Source organism: Ohtaekwangia koreensis (assembly GCF_900167975.1).
Taxonomy (GTDB): Bacteria; Bacteroidota; Bacteroidia; order Cytophagales; family Cyclobacteriaceae; genus Ohtaekwangia; species Ohtaekwangia koreensis.
In genome coordinates, this window is record NZ_FUZU01000004.1 from 31051 (window position 1) to 50332 (window position 19282).

Below are 19282 nucleotides of genomic sequence, written 5' to 3' on the forward strand. Positions count from 1 at the left end.
CTAAGTAGCTGTATATTTAAATGTAATGGTTTTAATACCATAATTGACCTAGATCGATAGCTTTTCAACTATAGATCACCTGTCAATCCCTCACACAGTTACTTAGACGCTGCTCCGATCCGAGCTTTTTAATGATGCTTGGATGTGTTACGTGTTACAAGGAGAATGGATGAGTGGTTTTTCCGACTTTAGAAAAGTCTCACTTTTCATTTAAACTTTTCGATACTGGAATTTTGACTTCTTGTCTGTTGTCAGTTTCTCAACAAGTCCTTTCCTCCTTAGTTCTTCAAGCGCATCAGAAATTCTCGTGGTCGTAAATTTTACATCGTACTTATCATGTAAATGGCCAGCAATTTCTTTCGTGAGTCTAGGAGTATCCATAAATTTTGAGTTCAGAATCTTTTCTCTGATAGCGTACATCAGACTCTTCTTAAGAAAAACATGAGGATTGATGTCGTGGAGTAATAGGTACTTATGAACATTTTTCCTCAGTAAATCAGGATCTGGAATCGGTTCATCATACTGAAACAGTTGGAAATCCTCTACGCCAAAGAAATCTGAGAGTGTAGATACAGTATCTATTCCAATACTTATTTTTCCAGATTCAATCTTTGAGATATGTGTCTGTATAATTCCTGTCGCGTAATGAATCTGCTCCTGTGAAAGATTTACAGATTCTCGAATTGCTTTAAGCCGGTCAGCGAACTTTTTACGACTGTTCTTATCATTATTTTTTTGCACCCAACAAGGTGCTTTCAATATTAATCGTATATTATCTACTAAAATACTTGAATTCCGATTATTTTATTATATTTGATTTAGCAACTCAATGAATGAATTGGAGTAGTTGGTTGAATTAAATTATTTTAGCGAATTCTCAAGAAATTGACGCATTCGCACTTAGCGTCTCGTAAGGAAAACTGGTAATTTTCAACGGAAACGAGGCAATAAGTGAGGTGCTCACGCCATTGGCGTGGGCTCACTTATTCGTTTCCAGGTATACCAGTACCTCCTTACAGTAAGTTGGGTTCCACGCCATATTTTTTTGAACGGGTATCCCTCTTACAATAGGCGCTCATAAGTTTCTGTACAATTAAACAGTAAACAACATGAGCCGATCAGAACGAATCTTCTTACTCTGTAAACGTCCTCCAAGTTAGGTTAATGGAGCCCTGTCCGGTGTATGCCCGGCATCCATCTTCAGTGTCGGTGCATCACCGGATTTATTTATCTCATTTCTCTTAACTAAAAATCAATACGCATGAAACGAATTTTATGCTGTCTGGCACTGCTATGTCTTTTTGTTAGTGCAGCAGCGCAATCATTATCTTCCCCGAGAAGTGGATTAGCCATTGGCGATTACGTTCCTGATATAACTGTTACAAACATCCTAAACCTTCCGAGTGGCACGGCTAAAATATCAGACTATAGAGGTAAACTTCTTATACTCGACTTCTGGGCAACCTGGTGCTCTCCTTGTATATCTATGTTTCCTAAGTCCGATTCGCTAAATATAGCATTCAAGGATAAAGCAGTAATTCTACCCATCACTTATCAGTCGAAGGAAGAAGTCATAAAGCTCTTCAATAAGTCCGCTCACCTCCGGGATATTAAAATGCCCATGGCTACAAGTGATACCGAACTGCGCAAGCTTTTTCCGCACAAGGAAATACCACACTATATATGGATTGATGAGCAAGGGAAAGTTAAAGCGATAACAGGACACAACGAGGTGAATGCTGACAACATCAGTAAAATGATTGCTTCTTCTACATCAGCACTAAAAGAGAAAAAGGACATTGAGATTCTTCCCTACGACAGGGAATTACCTTTACTGTTCAACCCAGTGCAGATTGCTCCGGAAGATCTTCGATATGAAAGTATAGTTCTCGGCTATAAAGAAGGTTTCGCTTCCCGTATTGATGTACTTAGGTATCCTGATAATACAATTGCCCGGATAACCGGCACGAACCTCGGTCTTAAAACGCTCTATGCATATGCTTTCAGTACCGATGAACAAGTCATCAAAGACAACCGGGTAATCGTGGAGGTAGCCGATACCTCCAAGCTGGTATATCCAGATCATCGCACTACATCAGCAGAGCAGCTGCTAAGCTGGGTAAAGGTAAACTCGTATTGCTACGAACTCATGGTGCCCAATGCCATTTCAAAGAATTTTCTAAAGATGATGAAGGAAGATCTTGCCAGAATATTTAATCTATATACCGCCTCCCTGGAGAAACGCGACACAAAAGTATTGGCACTGGTTCGAACATCATCGAACGATAAAATAAAGACAAGTGGTAAGCCACAGAAATTCAACGTTGACCATTTCGAGTTCACGATTACCAACTGTAAACTCCAGCTATTGGTAGCGAACCTCAACTACTCGCTACAACTCCTTCGCATCCCGGTGATTGATGATACAGGCTATATCGGCAATGTAGATATGTCACTTCAAGCAAATCAATCAGACATCGAAAGCATCCGGAAAGAACTGCGGAAGTATGATCTGGACCTTGTCTACAAGACTAAAGCAATAGACATGCTGGTCATCCGCGATGCCCGCTAACATCTTTTATTATTTATACCTGAACCTAACTAATCGAGCTTATGAAAAAATATATACTATCCTATAGTTTTCTTCTTTGCGCGGCTATACTATATGCGCAAGAGAAAAAGACGGTCACCGGAAAAGTCATCGCTTCCAGTGATGGTACTCCCCTCGCGGGTGTGAATGTTATTGTGAAAGGGACTACATCGGGTACATCAACAGATTCGGATGGTAACTTTACCATGGAAGTATCCGACAACCAAACGTTGATGGTTTCATTTATAGGATATAAGCCGGTAGAGATACCGACCAACGGTCCGGACAATTTTGAAATCAAACTCGAAGAAGATATTTCAACGTTGGGAGAAGTCACGATCGTTTCTACAGGTTATCAGCAAGTCCCGAAGGAACGTGTTAACGGATCGTTCGTGCAGATCGACAATCGCCTTCTCAACAGACGTGTAGGCACAGATCTGCTTTCACGAATGGAAGACGTCACCAGTGGATTGATATTCAACCGGAATATTGCAGGAAAGACGAATGACATTTCCATACGCGGCATGAGTACCATCAACTCGCAGTCGCAGCCCCTCATCGTTATTGACAATTTTCCTTATGAAGGAGATATAAATACAATCAATCCCAATGACGTGGAAAGTATTACGGTACTCAAGGATGCTGCGGCAGCTTCAATCTGGGGTGCCCGTGCTGGCAATGGAGTTATTGTGATCACTACAAAAAAAGGAAGCTCAAATCAGGCACCTATCGTCTCCATCAATTCAAACATTACCATCACACAAAAGCCTGATCTGTTTTATGAATCCAAAATGTCATCAACCCAAATGATTGAAAACGAACGAAGACTTTTCGAAAAAGGATTTTATACCACAGCAGAGACTTCTCATTCCAGTCCATTAACACCTGCCGTTGAGTTGATGATTGCAAACCGGGATGGTTTACTCTCTGATATAGATCTGGAAAATCAGTTAGCAGTCTTGGGGACACAGGATATACGGAAGGACTATGACGCGTATCTATATCGCAAAAGTGTCAACCAGCAATACGCTGTAAATCTCAATGGTGGAAACACCATGAACCGGTATTACCTATCTGTAGGTATAGATAAGAATCTGGATAACCTGCAGGGCAATGAATACACCCGCGTCACCTTAAACCTTAATAATTCATGGACGGTACTCAAGGACAAGTTGACTATAAACGCAGGTATATATTATTCACAAAATAATACACAAACCAACAACGGAGGTACCTCTGCGATCACCTACAACAATAGCAACCCTATTTATACCTATGCCAGACTGAAAGATGACCATGGCAATTCTATACCTATAACAAAAGATCACAGGCTCTCTTTTATTCAACAGGCTGAAGAAAATGGGTTGTTGAATTGGCAATATTCACCGCTGGATGAGATTGATGCAACGGACAATCAATCTAAACTTACCGACTACCGGATCAATTCATCGCTTAACTATCGTATCGCAGAGGGCCTGAACGCAGAGATACTATATCAGTACTGGCAAGGAAATGGTGAGCGAAGAATACTACATAAAGACAACTCGTATTTTGCGAGAAATCTGATTAACCGTTACAGCAGTACCGATGCAGACGGTTTGGTTACACGGCCTATTCCTATAGGAGGCGTCCTGGACTTGACCCATGCGAAGTCGGAAAATCATTCCGTAAGAGGTCAATTAAATTTTAACAAAACTTATGGCGATCATTCGATTAGTGCCCTGGCAGGATATGAAGCACGTGAAGTAAATACAATTGAATCGACTGCAAGAAACTATGGATATAATGATGCGTTAGCCACCACACAGCACGTCAACTACACGGGGTTCTTTTATCGTTATGATGCGCCCTTCTCAGGTGGAACAATTCCCTACATCGATGCACAAGCCTCTCTGACAGATCGCTTCATTTCTTACTACGCGAATGCCAGCTATACCTATAAAATAAAATATAGTATATCGGGGAGCGCACGAAGGGATCAATCCAACCTGTTCGGGGTTCGCACCAATCAGAAGTCTGTACCACTCTGGTCAACCGGACTGGGATGGACGATCAGCGAAGAAGCATTCTATCAGTCATCGTTCCTTCCGTATCTGAAACTGAGAGTAACCTACGGTTCCAACGGAAATATCAATAAACAAACCTCCGCATTTACAACAGCCTATAGTCTGGGGTACGATGAGACAACAGGCTTGCCGTATAGTGTCATTCAAAATCCGGGAAACCCTGACTTGAAATGGGAGAAGGTAAATATCTATAACGCGGGACTTGATTTCGAAAACCACAACCGTAGGATATACGGAAGCCTTGAATACTTTAACAAATCAGGGAAGGACTTGATCGGCACAAGGTCCTTTGCTCCTTCCTCCGGCGTGACCACATTTACCGGGAATTTTGCTTCGACAAAATCCCATGGCATTGATCTCGTCATGAACTCTCTTAATATAGACCAGCAATTCACGTGGAATACGACACTGCTCTTTAGCACTATCAAAGAAAAAGTTACTGATTATGAATCGGAGACACCAGTCTCTTCTTTGCTGCAGAATGGTCCGGGGGTATCGGGATTTTTTGCCCCCTTAAAAGGCAAACCTCTTTATGCGATCTATAGCTATGCGTGGGCCGGGCTCGATCCGGAGACTGGCAATCCGCAAGGATATATGGATGGCTTGCCCAGTACGGATTATAGTGCGATTGTGAGTACGACCACTCCCGAAAAACTGATATACCATGGATCAGCAAGACCTACGGTATATGGTTCACTCCGAAACACATTCGCCTGGAGAAATATCTCACTCTCCCTAAATATCAGTTATCGGCTAGGCTATTACTTCCGCAAGAAATCGGTACTATATAATCAGGTACTCAATGGATATGCCAGCCATGGCGATTATGGACTTCGTTGGCAAAATCCGGGTGACGAATTATATACCGATGTTCCATCCATGCCAACAACCTTCGACAATAACCGGGAGTCGATCTATACTTACTCGGAAGCATTGGTTGAAAAAGGTGATCACATCCGACTACAAGATATTTCCGTAAGCTATACACTCGACAAGCAATTCGTGGAGAAACTCCCTTTTGCAAGCGTAGAGATATACTCTTATATAAATAATATAGGGATCATCTGGAAAGCGGCTCCCGGTAGCATCGATCCGGACTATCCAACGTTGAAGCCATCCCGTTCCATCGCCTTCGGCGTCCGAATCAATTTTTAATTGTCTCATTCCTAAAAATGAAATGATCATGAAAAAATATTATATAATGTTATTATGGACACTAACTATTTCCTGTAGTGACGACTATCTTGAAAAGAAACCCAACAAGTCGCTGGTGGTTCCCTCTACGCTCTCCGATCTGGAAGCACTCCTGAACAATACTAGCGTTATGAATATAGGTCCCGGACTTGGAGTGCTGGGTGTAAATGATTTCTTTATGACGGATGAAGGTTGGCAGGGATTTACTGATCCGGTGGAGCAATTTGGCTATACCTGGGAAAGTGATATATACCGTGGCCAGGAATCATTCACCGAATGGTCTTATCCCTACCGGCAAATATTTTATGCGAACACTGTGTTGGATGCATTGTCAAACATCCCGATGAATTCTGGTAATGAAGCGCAGTGGAAAACGATTAAGGGAAGAGCGTTGTTTCATCGCGCTATATCGCACTATCAGTTAGCGCAATTGTTTTGTCTGCCCTATAGCAATGAAACTATAGATCAGCCGGGTATTCCATTGCGTCTCAATTCGGATGTGGATACGCCCGTTACCCGTTCAAACATCCAGCAAACCTATACTCAAATCATTGCTGACTTAACGGAAGCAGAAACGTTGTTACCTGCTGTTGTCCCCTCTCGTACGCAACCCACGACAGCAACTGCAAAAGGATTACATGGCATTGTAAGCCTGGCTATGAATAACTATACAGACGCTGAAAAATACACCTCACAATCTCTCGACATCGATAACAGTCTGCTGGATTACAACGACCTTAATAGTGAATCGCGCCTTCCCATCACACAGTATAATAAAGAAATCAGTTTTCACTCAGTGTCCAATTACTATTCCTTCCCCTATTCGGCTCAGGCCTTTATTGATACGTTATTGTTCGATCAATACGATGAGAACGACTTACGAAAGAAAGTATATTTTCGAAATCGCGGCGTAAATCGCTATACATTCAAAGGACACTACTCGGGCCTGTACAGTTTATTTGTTGGCGTAGGTATTGACGAACTTTATTTAGTGCGAGCAGAATCAAGAGTAAGAAATCGAAACGTTGCTGGTGCATTGGAAGATTTGAATTCACTCCTGATCAAACGCTGGAAAGCCGGAACCTATTTTCCTATTACGGAAAGCAGTGAAGAAGCACTTTTGCATATTATTCTTTCGGAGCGACAAAAAGAACTTGTATTTAGACCCGCACGATGGACGGATTTACGAAGACTTAACAAGGATGTTCGTTTTCAACGGACGCTGACTCGAAAGTTGAATGGAGCTATATATTCACTCCCTCCTAATGACAACAGGTATGTATATCCTATACCGGTGGATGAAATTACCTTCAGCGGAGTAGAACAGAATCCGCGATGAATCAATGAGTATGGATAAGAAAACTATACTCGTGGTGGATGATGAAAGTATAAACCACTTTATCTATGAAAAACTACTCAACACCATTGGGTGGAGTAACAAAGTATATTCAGCCTATAGTGGAAGTGAAGCCCTGGAAATAGTGAAAGATCATTGCCGAGGGCTGGTAAGTATGCCTGATTTGATTTTGCTCGATCTTCATATGCCCAGGATGAATGGTTTTGACTTCATCCGGGAATTCAAGGCACTGGATTGCCTGGAGGGAAAACAAGACCGTGTCGTCATTGCCGTAGTGTCTTCTTCCCTTGATCCTGCCGAACATGAAAAGGCGAGATCACTCGGTGCGCGGCATATCTTTAGCAAGCCGCTTTCATCTGACCAGCTTGAATCATTGGCCGAGATAGAATTCAATTAGATTAAAAAAGTATATATTAAAAAAGAAGAGCAGCGTTGTGCTGCTCTTCTCGTTTAGGTTAAGGAATAACGGTATACGTCCCAAGTACCTCCGTTCCGGCAATAGGATTTCCATTCGTGTCGAACATTTGTGTACACACTATAGAACTGGACGGGCATCGGTAGTCTGTGCCCAGGACCTGTCCGGTAATGTCTACCCATGTGCCGTTTTGATTGGCTCGCTTTGTCTGAGCAAAAGCGTCAGCGCTACGGGGCGCATTGGCAAAGGCAAGTGAAACGCCTAACACAAGCGCGAAGACAGGAAACAATTGAAGCAGCTTTTTCATAACTATTGGATTGCTTTTTTAACACTCAAAAAGCATCAAAACGTCTTTTAACTTTGAGGAAACTGTGCCTACTCTCTTACAGGTTTTCGGCGTTCCCCTGTGTCTGCTGATCAGGCAGACGTATCGCGAATATTTTCAGGAGGCAAACTATTCTTGTGCCTTCTTCTCTCCATAAGAAATCCAAGCAAAGCCAATGTGGTGAATACCACGTTGACGATTAAATGCGTTGACCACGACATACTGCTAAATATACCAGCGCATGAACAGGGTATATAATCAAACGACCGTACTAAAATCAGTCCGGTATAGATGGTAAAGACCAGTAAGAGTGCAAAAGAAAAAAGTAATCCGTATAGACGGACTGATTTTGTAAGCAGCATCACAACCAGGATCATTTCACTTCCCGGTATAGCGAACACAAGTATATTGATAAGCCATCGAGGTAATGGTTGATTATGGATTTCGCTTGAAAACTTTGAAAAGTCAATCAGCTTGCTTAGGGCCGTATAAACAAAAAGTGCTACAAGGAGAGCCACGATGGACTCAACTGGAATTTTACGAATCATCGGTAAAGAGTTTAGGGAAAACTATATCAACTGCCTCTTTACCTTTATAACAGTCGCCAAAGCGTATACCCTACCAACAACTGAAAAATCGATCTCAGTTTCTTGAACTATACCTATTCCCCTTTATGCGATCACGCAATTGATCAAGGGATAGGAAATTTCCGTCAATAAAGTTTATGAAGCATCCTATGGCAATTAGGGCAAACCGATACTAAGTCATCCAAATTCACTCCCAAAAAACAGGAGATGCAAAAACCAATGCCCAAGAAACTCATGCGTATTAAATTTTTAAAAGCTAAGCATGGCGACTGTATCGTTGTGGCAATGATTCAGGGTTTGATCGCTGACGATATGAACAAGGACAACTAAACATTATAAAATCGCCTTAGGTTGGTTAATCGCCTCCTGATTAGGTTATTTTTCATAGGTTCATAGCTGACAATTTCTTTGTTATTCAATTTGACCACAATACGAAATGGCTGGTTCAATTTTGTTGTCAGGTGATAAATAGTTTCCATTTCCGCTAAATCTTCAAACCAGGATGCTAATGAATAAAGAGATGCGAATGGAGTTTCTCCCAACTGTTGATAGATTTCAGGAGCTAACGCTTTGGAAACCTTAGTGCCATTTCGAAAGAGAGTTTTCTCCAATACTGAATCTATGAATCTGTTATCCGGAACATTCATTTTGAACCAGATGTTTTTGGTGTAAGACGTGGGTGATACGAGCGCATCACGCTGGTCCGGATGTGGTGTTATATTCAAAACTGCATCTACTACATGCGTTGCTTCATGCAGCAGCACGTAAACGATAGCGTCCATTTGCCCTGCATCGATACTTACCTGGTGGCCGGTATCAATTGAATCATAATAAATGGTATTCTCTTTCTTCGTCGCCCACTCGGATATAGTCTCATTAAGCATACCTGCTCTAAAAGTAATATTGAATTTCGCAGAATCTCCACCTTCCAGCCTTGACGTAAGTGCTGTATTGGGCATATTGTCCATGAAACTAATATTGTGAAGCCAGGCATCTAGCACTTGCTTATGCAATGGTGGAAGCAATCTGAACGCCTTTTCAACTTTCAACCGCTCCTCCCCTGTCAACTCATGATTTGTAGGGTTCATTCCGGCATCTCTAAAACTTTTGAATACACTTTCTGGTGCACTTGAAACACGAGTTGAAAGACCTGAATTGGGGTTTGGAGTTATCTGTGCCAGCGCAAACACTGTAAAGATCAATTGGAATACAGCAGTGAAAAGAAGTTTTGTCATAGAAAGATATACTATAGAATTACTTGGGTGATTAAAGGGAAAATGAGGTTAGTGTTTTTCAGGTAAAATGAATCTAATTCAAATAAGATAGCTTCAAACAAATCTTAGGTTCTTACTAGAAGTCATGTCGTTGCTTCAGCATTTTGGCCAAGGAATTTCGCTCTGAAACTTGAAGGAGACTTTCCTGTTTTTATCATGAATTGTCTGCTGAAATATGCCGGATCTTCATAACCCAACTCAAAGGCAATTTCCTTAGCGGTCATTGAAGTATGAACAAGTAATCGCTTGGCCTCCAACACCAGCCGATTTTTAATGATCTCATTTGGCTGCAAAAGATTGAGTCTCTTGAATCTATGCGTTATGGTTTTGGACGCCATTGAAAGTATTTCAGCATAATCTGAAACGGAGTGCTTATACTTATAATGTTCTTCAACCAAGCGCGTAAACTTCCTGAAAAATTCCAGCTCATTGTGTTGCTGCGCTACAATCTTGCCGAGGTGTTGTTTTTTCCATTGTCGGGCAGACTTAATGAACAATTGCTTTAAGTAAGTCCGGATCATTTCCTCATGAGTGGCATCCTTGAGGCTAAATTCAAACTCTATTTGGTCAAAAAGATATTTTATAGATGAATCTTCATCTTTTGTCAACGTAGTCATAGGCATGTTAGCTATGTTATTGAACAAAAGACCATCACATGCAACTTCCTCATCGTGTATCTGAATACAATAGAAATCCCTATTGTAGAATATGAAGTAGCCGGAGTCCGGACCAGCCAGGTTGATTTGGAGAAATTGATTTGGACTGATGAAGAAAAGAGTTGATTGCTTGGTGGTAAATGTATTGAAATCCACTGTCAGGCTATAGCCCTTCGGCAGATACAAGACTTTAATGTATGGTTTATAAAAATCATCATTAATGGCGTCAAGACTTTGATCGTTAGCACGCATCAATCCTAAAGTTTTCAGATTACTTTTAAATACACTTCGCTTAATCATAGAATGAAATAAACTCGACAATTTCAATTCTTGAAAGACCCAAACAATAAAAATACGGAGTTGCGCAAAACAACTCCACATATGGATTTTGAATCACTTACTTTTTCAGCGCAAACTTCTCCATCTCGGCGTTAAATTTATCAGCCTCCTCTACGAACAGCGCGTGACCACTGTTCTCGAACTTAACAATATATGAATTGCTGATTCCCTTTTGAAGCTGCTCCGCGAAATCAAATGGACATAACTTGTCTTGTGTGCCATGAAAAATCGCTGTCGGAATTTTGATCTTTGAAAGTGAGGGGCGTAAATCCAGATCACGTAATGCAGTGATTGAATGGGTAATGGCATAAGGCCATGCCTGCAAATTGATATTCTCTAACCACCTCTCCACGTTTTTTGAAATAGCTCCTTCCTTAGCAGGAAACGCAGCGCCAAAACCTGCAATCAAATCCTGGCGACTAGTCATGGTTGCTTTTATCAATCCATCGGCGTCTGCTTCTGATACACCAGATGGCGAGCCATCACGTTGTTTCCAGGATGGGGCTGCTGCTGCAAAGAGTGCCAGTTTACTAACGTGAGCAGAATTATACTTTGTGACATAATGAATGACTACTGCCCCGCCCATAGAAAATCCTCCAAGTACAGCGTTTTGAATATTAAGTTTCTCCAACACAACCTTTATATCATCCGAGAACACGTCGAAGTCATACCTGCCATAGGGTTTATCTGATTCGCCAAAACCTCTAAGCGTGATTCCGATAACTCGAAATCCTTTCTGCGCCAGGGCCTGGTATTGGTATTCATACATTGCATCGCTAAGTGGCCATCCGTGGATCAGAACAATAGGCTGGCCTTCACCTAAATCAGTCACGTGAAGCTTTACTCCTTTTTCTACTTCAATGAATTCTTGTCTTCCTGCTGAAGCGGGTACTCTTTTCCCTTGTGCAAAAACCGTTGACCCCATAACAGAAGTCGCTAAAATACCGAGTGCATAGATGATTGTTTTCATAATGTAAGTCTAGTTTTGTTTAAAATGTTTGCCTTTTACCCGCTAAATGACCATTCTTGCTGCTGAAAAATGATCAATTCAACGATACAAAGGTGCAGGAGAACTCACCCTAATGGAATGGACAAATAGCAGAGACTCTTGTACATTCTTCCCTACGATACAAAAATGAGGAAAGTCACTGCAGGGCTAAAGGATACTATTTTGTTTCAGCCACATTGGCTTTGCTTTTAAAACCTTTTTATGAACTTCACAATCCGATGAGTGAGCACCGGGTAAAAAACCGATGCTCATCAGAAATTCATTTACGATTTCACCCCCTGTGAAACGGAAAGTCTTCTTAAAGACTTTTATCCATTCTTCTTTTGTTTTTGGATGGTTGAATTCCAACCACTTTTCAAACGAACCAAACTGTTTTTGTAAAACAAGGATTGTTTTAGCATTCTCTATGGCGGCGTTTATTTTTAACCGGTTGCGAATAATACCCGCATCAGCTAAAAGTCGCTTCCGATCCGCTTCTGTATAATTCGCAATATTCTTGATGTTGAAATTGTGATATGCTTTCCGAAATGCTTCCTCTTTCTTTAAAATCAACTCCCAGCTCAATCCAGCCTGATTAATTTCCAGAATCAATCTTCCAAACAGTTCATTGTCATCATGAATTGGAAAACCATATTGATTATCGTGATAGTTTTTATGAAGCGTTTTTCTATCGCCTGGTTGCATTTGGTTTATTGCTGAGCAGTAACTCATTGAAGTTGTTTGGTTCGGGTGGTGCCAACCTAATTATCCTGTTATTTTCAATGATTGAATAAGCCCCTCATTGATTTCAAAATTAAATTTCAGCACTGCCGGACTCCCCTCAAATGTGCCTGAAACTTTAGCCGATAATATTCCCTTGTTACCCTTCTCTGTATATTCAACAGCTTGCATGACTGACTTATACTTTTCGTTAGCTTCAGCAATCCATTTTTGAATTTCTTTTCTTCCTGTATGGGTTTTACCCTCATCATACGCTACACCAGTTTCAGAAAAAAGATTTGCATAAGCTTCACTGTCAAAGTTGTTTTGCGCTTTGATCAATTCTTGCACTATGTTTGGTAATTTCATATTGTTTGTTGTTTTGTTATTCCTGTTTATTTCAGATTAAATGGTTGGAATTGTCCCTCCGTCAACGACATATTCCGTTCCCGTTAGATAATTAGCCTTTGGAGAAACTAGAAAACCGATAAACTCTGCGATCTCTGCAGGTAGCGCGGGTCTGCCAAATGGAATACCACCAAGCGCATCCATAACACTCTTCGTAGCTTCTTCAATGGTAATCTTTGCGTTTTCCGCAATCCGTTCTAGAAACCCGGTATTTGTAGTGGTAGCAATCCAACCCGGTGAAACAGTCAATACCCGCACACCTTTCGGAGAAACTTCCTTAGATAAACCTTTGCTATAATTGATTAACCCTGCTTTTGCAGCAGCATAAGGCAAGGTAGATTCGTGCAGAGGCAACCTGCCTTGAATTGATGCAACGTGAATAATAACGCCACTTTTACGTGCTAACATTTGTGGCAAGAAACCTCTGTCCAACCTAACTGCGGCTATCAAATTTGTTTGAATAGTTTTCTCCCAATTTTCATCTGTTATAGCCGCGAAACCACCTGCTGGTGTATCTGAGCCACCCATGTTGTTTATCAAAATGTCCAATTGCCCGAATTTTGACTGAACTTCCTTAATCACTTTCTCAGTACCAGCTGCGGTGCTTAAGTCTGCTGGAATGAAGTGCATGTTTCCGTTCGCTTCAGGTTTGCTTCTGGCTATGATGATAACCTTTGCACCTGCTTTCTCTAAGCGATCTGCAATTGCTTTTCCCAAGCCTTTTGTCCCACCGGTTACCAAGGCGATTTTGCCAGATAACTCATTGCTGAAATGATTTTCCATTTTTTACCTCTTTTTTGTTGAAATTTATATGGGCAAAAGTGGAGTGTATGATCACTTAGCACAAGTAGGGAGATTTTATTCGCATAGGGATAATTTTAACCCCTATGCCACATTGCAAAGCATAAGACTATTTTTGATCTATGAAAAACAGAAAAATTCCATTGAATCTGAATTGTGGGTTGGACCTGGTAGGCGAAGTGCTGTATGGCAAATGGAAAATGCGCCTATTATGGTTTATTAAACAGGGCCACAAGCGGCCAAGCGAATTGCAACGCAAAATTCCGGATGCTTCACGAAGAGTATTAAATGTTCAATTGAAAGAATTGGAAGATCACGAGTTGATCTCAAAAGTTGTTTATGCAGTTGTTCCACCGAAAGTTGAATATAACCTTACCGAATTTGGAGAAAGTTTAATACCTGTAATTGGTGCAATTGGCCAATGGGGTGATAAAAATGAGGAGCGGTTGCGCTCACTAATTATGGCTAAGCCAATAGTGAATGTCGAAGTATTGAATGAAGGGTGAGGCTAAGATCATCAATTAAAATGCATCAAAAATAAATATCCAAACCATCCGGTGCATGTCCCATTTCGTAAATACATCAAGAAGTACTGTAGTTAAACACGGGTTAGTTATAATCGTTGATATCAGTGGATTCACCAAATTCGTATTTGAGACGGAATTAATTGCTGGGCAAAATATTGTTTCCGACTTACTCCTTTCGATTATCAACGCTGACAAGCTTAACTTGAAATATTGCTGAGATTGAAGGAGACGCTGTGTTTTTTTTCGCTTTGGCGATCCACCATCGCAAAAGAAAATTCTCGCCCAATACGAGGAAATGCTGTACGAATTTTTTAATACCGTCAGTAGCATTTCAGAAGAAACTGGCATTAAGCTCCAGCTCTCGATTAAGATGATAAGTGCAAAAGTAAATGCAAACTATCTTTAAAAAGCTGCTATTGGCGTAGCAAAAATATCGCGTGACTTGATCCGAGATGAGTCAAATCTCACTTAACAGTGCTTAAAAGAGTCGGCTTTGTTGAATTGAGAGTTACTCGCTTATTTTTTCAATCTGCTCATTAAGCCCATGCTCATCTAAGATATCCAAAAACTCCTTCAACATCCGATACCCCGACTGTGGTTTGAACGGAAGTTCATGCAACGAACTATCTAATATATCCTGTAAACTCTTGAATCCATTAGCCTTGGCCATCGCCTTAAACTCTTTCGTTACATCGAGGTTTTTAATGGCTTTATGCAGGATGGGATGAGTGATTTCCTGTGTCATAGCATAAAAGATTTTGGGTTGTTAATGTGTAAAACCAACAGGAATTTCTGCGCTTCTGCAAAAGTAAGCATCCTAGTTTTTAGAAAATCTTAAAAATATTTCTAACTGAATATGAGTCGGTTAGCAGGTGTCCTAGGACAGTTGTGACTGTTTTACCATGGGGTTACACCCGTGATTTGAACCAACAATTTTCAAAGCGGAACAAATCATGGCAACCAATATTATTACCCCGGAAGATCTTCAGACATTCAAAATTGAATTGCTCGAAGCTATAGAAAAGTTGCTGTCACAACGGCAGGCAGGCCCGATGCAACGCTGGCTTAAATCTCCTCAGGTCAGGAAGCTCCTGAACCTCTCTCCCGGAACATTACAGAACCTTCGGATTAACGGTACGCTTCCCTTCACAAAAATCGGAGGTGTGATCTTCTATGATTACCAAGACATCGAGCGAATCCTTCAGGAACGCAAGGCTAATACGGAATCTTCACCTACAAAAAATCAACCACGAAGATCATGAAAGCGGAAAGTGAATGCTTATCGCAATTTGAAGAGCTGAACGTTACACCCTGCGGTTTTCTGCAGGGAGCAAGATGTACAAATGTTAACACATTTGGAATCTTGCCTCATCCCCTATCGGCGCTTCGGAACGAAGCCTCGGAACTCGGCTTCTGTGGCTTGCCAAAATCAATAAGTCATGAGCCAGCGCAAATACAATAAGACCGAGCCACTGGATCACCTCATCGGTGTACGTGTATCGGAGGCATTCTACAATAAACTGGAAGGCCTGCGTAAGAACAGCAACTGCCAAACCATCGGAGAATTCACGCGAATGATTTTGCAAAAGGAACAAATCATCTGGTATCACAAAGATGCTTCAGCAGATGCTATAACTGTCGAACTGACAGCGATCAGGAAAGAGCTGAAAGCCATCGGTAACAATATCAACCAGATAACACGCTACTTCCATGGAACTGCCATTCCGAGTCAAAAAATATTTGAAGCATTGAAGATACTGGAAGAGTATAAAAAGATCTCGGGCAAGATAGACAAGCTGCTAACGGTTCTGGATGGAATACTAAAATAAATGGTAGCCAAGGTGATCAGCGGAAAAGATATACAGGGGGCACTCAATTACAACGAACAGAAAGTTATGGAAGGTAAAGCGCTATGTATTCAGGCGAATCTTTTTAAGAAGGAAGCAGGCAACTTGAATTTCTATGAGAAGCTCGCGCGCTTCACTGATCTCAATGAAAAGAATATACGCACCAAGACCAACACTCTTCATATCTCCCTGAATTTTGACGTGACCGAAAAGCTTGGTGTACACATGCTGAATCAAATTGCCTCGCAGTATATGGACAAGATCGGCTTCGGGGATCAACCCTACCTGGTATATCAACACACTGATACAGCGCACCCGCATGTGCATATTGTCACTACGCTCATTCAGCAAAACGGTAAACGAATTCCCATTCACTACCTGGGGAAGAATCAATCTGAAAAAGCGAGGAACGAAATAGAGACAGCGTTTGGATTGGTGCAGGCTCAAAGCAAGGGTAAAGAACAGAAAGAGATGATCCGTCCTGTAGATGTGGAAAAAGTGGTCTACGGAAAGTCTGAGACAAGACGAAGTATTGTAAACATCGTGTGCATGGCAACACGCTCCTACAAGTATACCTCGCTACCGGAATTGAACGCGGTACTCAGGCAGTACAATGTTACGGCTGAGCGCGGGACCGAAAAGTCAAAGATGTTTGCCCGAAAGGGACTGATGTATAGTCTCATTGATCAGAAAGGAAAACGTATAGGTATACCCGTAAAAGCCAGTGCTATATATAGCAAGCCGACGCTGGCATTTCTGGAAAAGCAATTCAAGCTCAATGAAGTACTACGGTTGCCGTTGAAAGAACCGATGAAAAAGGCAGTGGACAAAGTCTTACTATCAAAGGCTGTCACTACCAAAGAACAGTTCAAATGTGAATTGGAGAAAAGCGGCATTGCTGTACTCCTCCGAACCAATACAGAAGGTAGAACCTATGGGATAACCTTTGTCGATAATCAAAGAAGAGTGGTCTTCAATGGAAGTGACCTTGGTAAGCCTTATAGTGCCACCGCTATTTTAGAAAAACTATCGGCCAAAGAAGATACAGTAAAACCTTACCGTCCGGGATTCACGGACAAAGTCGCCTCACAGGAAAAGTATACTCACGAAGCGGTCGCCAGTACCAATTCAATGATACAGGATTTGGTAACAGCCGGGGACCTTGACAGAAGTTCACCAGAGGCAGCTCTGAAACTTGGACGAAAAAGGAGAAGAAGAAAAGGACGTACACTTTAAACTCATTGCTATGCAAACCGGTGAAAACGAACAAGCCTTGCGCAAGATTATTGATCTGACCAGGATCTGCAGTATGGTCATACTGCTCATGCATTTTTATTACTACTGCCACCACGCATTCTTTCAATGGGGGTATACATTGGAATTCATTGACCATGTGATGATAAATATTTCCAGCACCGGGCTGTTCAACACGATATGGAACTCAAAGCTAATATCACTGGCGTTGCTGATCGTTTCCCTTGTTGGGGCGAAAGGAAAGAAGGACGAGAAAATCAGTCTTCGGGCTGCGTTGTCTTGTATAGGTATAGGCCTCTTATTGTTTTTATTGAGCCATGCTGTTCTATCCGGAAATATAGAAACCTTCATGGCGAGTGGTATCTATATAGCGCTTGTCATAGCCGGATATATACTTATTCTTACCGGAGGTACATGGCTCTCACGCCTGATCAGGCTTCAGCTTAGAAATGACATCTTCAACAAATTAAACGAGTCTTTCCCGCAGGAGGAACGCCTGCTGGAAAATGAATACTCCATTAACCTTCCGGCACAGTATATATTAAAAAGTAAACTACGCAGGAGCTGGATCAATTTCATAAATCCCTTCCGGGCTTTGCTGGTTATCGGAACACCCGGAGCGGGTAAATCTTACTTTGTTATCCGGCACATTATCACGCAGCATATTCGCAAAGGATTCAGCATGTTCATCTATGATTTCAAGTATGATGATCTGTCTATTATAGCCTATAACACGTTGCTGAAGTTTAGCAGCAACTACAAGGTATCACCAAAGTTTTACGTGATCGAGTTCGATAAGATCATGCACCGGTGTAATCCGCTTGATCCTGTCACGATGGAGGACATTACTGATGCCAGTGAATCATCACGAACAATCATGCTCGGCCTTAACCGCGACTGGATCAAGAAGCAAGGTGATTTCTTTGTCGAGTCACCGATCAATTTCGTGACGGCTGTTATTTGGTTCCTTCGGAAATATGAGAGTGGAAAATACTGCACACTACCGCATGTTATTGAATTGATGCAGTTAGAATACAAGACTATGTTTCCATTGCTTCGAACAGAACCGGAGATAGATGTACTGATTAATCCCTTTGAGTCTGCCTATCGGCATGAAGCCTGGGAACAGTTAGAAGGTCAGATTGCATCGGCCAAGATCGGTATGGCGCGACTATCATCTCCTCAGCTATACTATGTGCTATCGGGAAACGACTTTACGCTGGATATCAATAATCCAAATGAACCGAAGATCATCTGTATGGGTAACAACCCGCAGAAGCAACAGATCTTCGGAGCGGTACTCTCACTCTATATATCCCGCGTCATTAAGCTGGTTAACAAGAAAGGGAAGTTGAAAAGCAGTTTGATCTTCGATGAATTTCCAACGGTATATTTCAACAACATCGATAGTTTGATCGCCACAGCAAGGTCGAACAAGGTGGCAACTACCCTGGCCGTTCAGGATTATTCACAGCTTAAGAAAGACTATGGCCGCGACCAGGCCGAAGTGATCATGAACATTGTCGGAAATGTTATCTCCGGGCAGGTCGTTGGAGACACAGCAAAGTTCTTGTCGGAGCGCTTTGGAAAAATCGTCCAGCAACGTGAAAGTATATCTATCAATCGCACGGATACTTCTGTAAGCAGGTCAACGCAACTGGACGCTGCTATACCACCATCAAAGATTGCATCGCTATCATCGGGCGAGTTCGTGGGAATGGTAGCGGATGACCCTGATCAGAAGATTGCACTCAAAGTATTTCATGCCGAGATACTAAACGATCATGCGGCCTTAAAGAAAGAAGAAGACAGTTATCAACCTATACCGGCAGTCAGGAAGGTGACTATAGACGAGGTGCAACAAAACTATATGAAGATAAAGGAAGACATCCGCTACATCATTGAAGACCGACTACCGGATGCCGCTTAAACAT

19 protein-coding genes are annotated in these 19282 nt (G+C 41.7%); 9 read left to right on the top strand and 10 right to left on the bottom strand.

Annotation, left to right across the window (positions count from 1 at the left end; translation table 11 throughout):
• Positions 1–210: 210 nt before the first annotated feature.
• Positions 211–741, bottom strand: coding sequence for a helix-turn-helix domain-containing protein (locus B5Y40_RS23580; RefSeq protein WP_159453797.1), 531 nt, complete (start codon positions 739–741; stop codon positions 211–213).
• 520 nt (positions 742–1261) lie between these two features.
• On the opposite strand from B5Y40_RS23580, the gene B5Y40_RS23585 reads away from it, so the two are divergent.
• The 4 genes from B5Y40_RS23585 to B5Y40_RS23600 are packed head-to-tail and all read left to right on the top strand — an operon-like array spanning position 1262 to position 7604.
• Positions 1262–2572 carry a TlpA family protein disulfide reductase gene (locus tag B5Y40_RS23585; protein ID WP_079689342.1) on the top strand — a complete coding sequence of 437 codons (1311 nt, stop codon included), beginning with the start codon at positions 1262–1264 and terminating at the stop codon, positions 2570–2572.
• Between the two features lie 41 nt (positions 2573–2613).
• Positions 2614–5811 (top strand): SusC/RagA family TonB-linked outer membrane protein, encoded by a 3198-nt coding sequence (locus tag B5Y40_RS23590; protein ID WP_079689343.1) that lies wholly within the window; start codon positions 2614–2616, stop codon positions 5809–5811.
• Between the two features lie 28 nt (positions 5812–5839).
• Positions 5840–7189, top strand: coding sequence for a RagB/SusD family nutrient uptake outer membrane protein (locus B5Y40_RS23595; protein WP_159453798.1), 1350 nt, complete (start codon positions 5840–5842; stop codon positions 7187–7189).
• A gap of 10 nt (positions 7190–7199) precedes the next feature.
• On the top strand, positions 7200–7604 hold the full coding sequence (locus tag B5Y40_RS23600; protein ID WP_159453799.1) for a response regulator: 405 nt from the start codon (positions 7200–7202) through the stop codon (positions 7602–7604).
• 58 nt (positions 7605–7662) lie between these two features.
• On the opposite strand, the gene B5Y40_RS23605 is transcribed toward B5Y40_RS23600, so the two are convergent.
• The 8 genes from B5Y40_RS23605 to B5Y40_RS23640 all read right to left on the bottom strand — a co-directional run bounded on the left by B5Y40_RS23605 (position 7663) and on the right by B5Y40_RS23640 (position 13702).
• Positions 7663–7929: a DUF6520 family protein gene (locus B5Y40_RS23605; protein ID WP_079689346.1), complete on the bottom strand. Its 267-nt coding sequence runs from the start codon at positions 7927–7929 to the stop codon at positions 7663–7665.
• A 110-nt stretch (positions 7930–8039) separates the two neighbouring features.
• Positions 8040–8495 (bottom strand): MauE/DoxX family redox-associated membrane protein, encoded by a 456-nt coding sequence (locus B5Y40_RS23610; protein WP_079689347.1) that lies wholly within the window; start codon positions 8493–8495, stop codon positions 8040–8042.
• A gap of 365 nt (positions 8496–8860) precedes the next feature.
• Positions 8861–9769 (bottom strand): hypothetical protein, encoded by a 909-nt coding sequence (locus B5Y40_RS23615; RefSeq protein ID WP_245840741.1) that lies wholly within the window; start codon positions 9767–9769, stop codon positions 8861–8863.
• 122 nt (positions 9770–9891) lie between these two features.
• A complete protein-coding gene (locus tag B5Y40_RS23620; protein ID WP_079689986.1) occupies positions 9892–10764 on the bottom strand; it encodes a helix-turn-helix domain-containing protein in 873 nt (290 codons plus the stop codon).
• Positions 10765–10861: 97 nt separating this feature from the next.
• Positions 10862–11773: an alpha/beta fold hydrolase gene (locus B5Y40_RS23625; RefSeq protein WP_079689348.1), complete on the bottom strand. Its 912-nt coding sequence runs from the start codon at positions 11771–11773 to the stop codon at positions 10862–10864.
• A gap of 186 nt (positions 11774–11959) precedes the next feature.
• The gene (locus B5Y40_RS23630; RefSeq protein WP_245840743.1) at positions 11960–12496 is read right to left on the bottom strand and encodes a DNA-3-methyladenine glycosylase I; all 537 of its coding nucleotides are present in this window, start codon (positions 12494–12496) and stop codon (positions 11960–11962) included.
• 60 nt (positions 12497–12556) lie between these two features.
• Positions 12557–12880: a nuclear transport factor 2 family protein gene (locus B5Y40_RS23635; protein ID WP_079689350.1), complete on the bottom strand. Its 324-nt coding sequence runs from the start codon at positions 12878–12880 to the stop codon at positions 12557–12559.
• 36 nt (positions 12881–12916) lie between these two features.
• Entirely contained in the window at positions 12917–13702 is a 786-nt protein-coding gene (locus tag B5Y40_RS23640; protein ID WP_079689351.1) for an SDR family oxidoreductase, read from the bottom strand.
• Between the two features lie 140 nt (positions 13703–13842).
• Between B5Y40_RS23640 and B5Y40_RS23645 the strand changes: the two genes are divergently transcribed.
• The gene (locus B5Y40_RS23645) at positions 13843–14226 is read left to right on the top strand and encodes a winged helix-turn-helix transcriptional regulator (protein ID WP_079689352.1); all 384 of its coding nucleotides are present in this window, start codon (positions 13843–13845) and stop codon (positions 14224–14226) included.
• A gap of 529 nt (positions 14227–14755) precedes the next feature.
• Here the strand turns inward: B5Y40_RS23645 and B5Y40_RS23650 are convergent.
• A complete protein-coding gene (locus tag B5Y40_RS23650) occupies positions 14756–14992 on the bottom strand; it encodes a hypothetical protein (RefSeq protein ID WP_079689353.1) in 237 nt (78 codons plus the stop codon).
• A 208-nt stretch (positions 14993–15200) separates the two neighbouring features.
• Between B5Y40_RS23650 and B5Y40_RS23655 the strand changes: the two genes are divergently transcribed.
• The 4 genes from B5Y40_RS23655 to mobC (B5Y40_RS23670) all read left to right on the top strand — a co-directional run bounded on the left by B5Y40_RS23655 (position 15201) and on the right by mobC (B5Y40_RS23670) (position 19278).
• Entirely contained in the window at positions 15201–15509 is a 309-nt protein-coding gene (locus tag B5Y40_RS23655; RefSeq protein ID WP_079689354.1) for a helix-turn-helix domain-containing protein, read from the top strand.
• 177 nt (positions 15510–15686) lie between these two features.
• Positions 15687–16076 carry a plasmid mobilization relaxosome protein MobC gene (mobC, locus tag B5Y40_RS23660; RefSeq protein WP_079689355.1) on the top strand — a complete coding sequence of 130 codons (390 nt, stop codon included), beginning with the start codon at positions 15687–15689 and terminating at the stop codon, positions 16074–16076.
• Positions 16077–17330 (top strand): relaxase/mobilization nuclease domain-containing protein, encoded by a 1254-nt coding sequence (locus B5Y40_RS23665; protein ID WP_079689356.1) that lies wholly within the window; start codon positions 16077–16079, stop codon positions 17328–17330.
• Complete coding sequence (gene mobC / locus B5Y40_RS23670) at positions 17290–19278, top strand: conjugal transfer protein MobC (protein WP_449580021.1); 1989 nt, start codon at positions 17290–17292, stop codon at positions 19276–19278. The genes B5Y40_RS23665 and mobC (B5Y40_RS23670) overlap by 41 nt, the downstream gene beginning before the upstream one ends.
• Positions 19279–19282 lie beyond the last annotated feature (4 nt).

Coding starts and splice junctions, on each gene's coding strand:
- B5Y40_RS23625 (WP_079689348.1), bottom strand. CDS start 11,773: ATGAAAACAATCATCTATGCACTCGGTATTTTAGCGACTTCTGTTATG.
- B5Y40_RS23665 (WP_079689356.1), top strand. CDS start 16,077: ATGGTAGCCAAGGTGATCAGCGGAAAAGATATACAGGGGGCACTCAAT.
- mobC (WP_079689355.1), top strand. CDS start 15,687: ATGAGCCAGCGCAAATACAATAAGACCGAGCCACTGGATCACCTCATC.
- B5Y40_RS23640 (WP_079689351.1), bottom strand. CDS start 13,702: ATGGAAAATCATTTCAGCAATGAGTTATCTGGCAAAATCGCCTTGGTA.
- B5Y40_RS23645 (WP_079689352.1), top strand. CDS start 13,843: ATGAAAAACAGAAAAATTCCATTGAATCTGAATTGTGGGTTGGACCTG.
- B5Y40_RS23585 (WP_079689342.1), top strand. CDS start 1,262: ATGAAACGAATTTTATGCTGTCTGGCACTGCTATGTCTTTTTGTTAGT.
- B5Y40_RS23655 (WP_079689354.1), top strand. CDS start 15,201: ATGGCAACCAATATTATTACCCCGGAAGATCTTCAGACATTCAAAATT.
- B5Y40_RS23630 (WP_245840743.1), bottom strand. CDS start 12,496: ATGCAACCAGGCGATAGAAAAACGCTTCATAAAAACTATCACGATAAT.
- B5Y40_RS23620 (WP_079689986.1), bottom strand. CDS start 10,764: ATGATTAAGCGAAGTGTATTTAAAAGTAATCTGAAAACTTTAGGATTG.
- B5Y40_RS23610 (WP_079689347.1), bottom strand. CDS start 8,495: ATGATTCGTAAAATTCCAGTTGAGTCCATCGTGGCTCTCCTTGTAGCA.
- B5Y40_RS23615 (WP_245840741.1), bottom strand. CDS start 9,769: ATGACAAAACTTCTTTTCACTGCTGTATTCCAATTGATCTTTACAGTG.
- B5Y40_RS23590 (WP_079689343.1), top strand. CDS start 2,614: ATGAAAAAATATATACTATCCTATAGTTTTCTTCTTTGCGCGGCTATA.
- B5Y40_RS23600 (WP_159453799.1), top strand. CDS start 7,200: ATGGATAAGAAAACTATACTCGTGGTGGATGATGAAAGTATAAACCAC.
- B5Y40_RS23635 (WP_079689350.1), bottom strand. CDS start 12,880: ATGAAATTACCAAACATAGTGCAAGAATTGATCAAAGCGCAAAACAAC.
- B5Y40_RS23650 (WP_079689353.1), bottom strand. CDS start 14,992: ATGACACAGGAAATCACTCATCCCATCCTGCATAAAGCCATTAAAAAC.
- B5Y40_RS23595 (WP_159453798.1), top strand. CDS start 5,840: ATGAAAAAATATTATATAATGTTATTATGGACACTAACTATTTCCTGT.
- B5Y40_RS23605 (WP_079689346.1), bottom strand. CDS start 7,929: ATGAAAAAGCTGCTTCAATTGTTTCCTGTCTTCGCGCTTGTGTTAGGC.